General features: G+C 65.0%; 2 protein-coding genes. Both read right to left on the bottom strand.

The genetic code is table 11. From position 1 onward, the window contains the following. Positions 1 to 1,268 (bottom strand): glutamine-hydrolyzing GMP synthase (gene guaA, locus LLH00_09640; protein MCE5271530.1); only part of this gene is annotated, 1,268 nt, incomplete at its 3' end. A gap of 131 nt (positions 1,269 to 1,399) precedes the next feature. Further along, the coding region (locus LLH00_09635) for a dockerin type I domain-containing protein (GenBank protein MCE5271529.1) at positions 1,400 to 2,185 on the bottom strand (786 nt) is incomplete at its 5' end.

Below are 2,185 nucleotides of genomic sequence, written 5' to 3'. Positions count from 1 at the left end.
GAGATGTAGATGTCATCCGCCTCACGAAGGATATCCAATCGCTTGCGGGTAATCTCGCCCAGCACGCGCACGGCCAGCCCCGGGCCGGGGAACGGGTGACGGCCGGTCAGCTCGTGCGACAGCCCCAGCTCGCGTCCCACCTCCCGGACCTCGTCCTTGAACAGCTCCCGCAGCGGCTCGACCAGCTTAAGGTTCATCTTTTCCGGCAGCCCACCCACATTGTGGTGGCTCTTGATCGTGGCCGAGGGGCCCTTGACCGAGACCGACTCGATCACATCCGGGTAGAGCGTGCCCTGCACCAGGAACCGGGCGTTCCCCACTTTGCGGGCCTCGTCCTCGAACACCCGGATAAATGTCTCGCCGATGATCTTACGTTTTTTCTCCGGGTCGGTCACCCCGGCCAGGCCGCTCAGGAAACGCTCGGAGGCATCCACGCAGACCAGGTTGATGTGGAAATGGCGGCGGAAAGTCTCCTCCACCTGGGCGAACTCGTTCTTGCGCAACAGGCCGTTGTCCACGAAGATGCAGGTGAGTTGCTCGCCGACCGCCCGGTGCACCAGCACCGCGGCCACTGCGGAGTCGACCCCGCCGCTCAGGCCGCAGATCACTTTCCCGTCGCCCACCTGCTCGCGGATACGCCCGACCGCCTCCTCGATGAAATAGCCCGCGGTCCAGTCCGGGGTCAGTCCCGCCACGCGGAACAGGAAATTGGCTATAATCCGCCCGCCCTGCTCGGTGTGGGCGACCTCCGGGTGGAACTGCACCCCGTAGATTTTGCGCGCCGGGTCGCCCATGGCGGCCGTGGGGCAGTTGTCCGTGGAGGCCAGACGGTGGTAGCTGCGGGGAAAATCGCTCAGGTAGTCGCCGTGGCTCATCCAGACCGTAAGCTCGCCCGCCGATTCGAAACCGGCGAACAGGTCGGAGTAGTCATCTATCCGCAGCCCGGCGCGGCCGTACTCGCGTTTCTCGGCGCGCTGGACCTTGGCGTTCTCGTAGAAGGCCAGCAGTTGCATACCGTAGCAGATACCCAGCACGGGCAGACCCAGCTCCAGTATTTCGCGGTCGCAGCGCGGCGCGCCCTCGCCGTAGATACTGGAGGGCCCGCCCGAGAGGATGATCGCCGCTGGGGCCAGCTCACGCAGCCGCGCCGCGCTCACCGTGAAGGGCAGTATCTCGCAGTAGACATGCTGCTCGCGCACGCTGCGCGCGATGAGCTGGCTGTACTGTGCGCCGAAATCGAGGATCACCACCATCTGTTTCTTTTTCATCGCTCTGTCTGCCTTCCACTGTCAATATCCTAATGATTTCAACGAGTATTTTTGTCTCGGTCGCCGCCTGTCAGGCTCGAACCGGCCTGCCTTCAGGCCGTCTGCCACAAACCCTTCAGAATGAGAAGATACTACAATTTCCTGAGCAATGCCAGCAGATCGAAAACATCCACCCGGCCGTCATCGTTCAGGTCGTAGAGCGTATCATCCGCCCCCGCGGCGGGTCCGCGGCCCAGGCGGCGCAACAGGGCCAGAAGGTCGAAAACATCCACCCGCCCCGAGCTGTCAAGGTCGTAGTAGCGCGTGAAAGAGCGGTTGACAGTAAGCGGCCAGGCCGCCACCCGCTTGTCCCCGGCGTAGAGCGCCACGCTCAGCGCGGCCCGGTCCAGCTTGCCACTGAAAGCTCCGGCGAGGCTCTCCGGCTCCACCCGGACCAGGCTGTCCAGGGGCAGGTCGGGCAGGGCCAGGGCCTTCGAACTCAGGCTTAGCCGCGTCTCTGCGCTTTCCAGGCGCACCGTGAGCGGGCCGGGGTTGCTGGGGTATCCGCGGTTGGTCAGGCGGAACCCCACCCCGAAACGCGCGGAATCGGCCCCGGAGTAGACCACGCGCAAGCTGTCCAGGCGCGGGGCGAACCCGGCCAGACGGGCCAGACTGTAGCAGAACGGCAGGTTCTGGTCGCAGAGGTACTCGGTCCGGCTGACCGGCGGCCAGAAATCATCACCCGTTGTTCCGATCTCCAGGCTCCAGGCCATGATCCGGCTGTGTGCGCTGTCGCCGTACTCCCAGTCGGTCAGCTCGCCGTTGACCCGGTAGCCCAGAGTGCCGACAGCCGTGCCATAGACATACCGGTTCTCGGCGGTCAGCTCGCGTCCCAGGCGGGCGTAGAGCAGCGAGTCCGGGGTCCGGGCGTCCACGTA

The organism is bacterium (genome assembly GCA_021372515.1).
In the GTDB taxonomy this organism is placed as follows: Bacteria; Gemmatimonadota; Glassbacteria; order GWA2-58-10; family GWA2-58-10; genus JAJFUG01.
The sequence above is the reverse complement of the archived record's forward strand: the minus strand, read 5'-3'. Positions and strand labels throughout refer to the sequence as shown.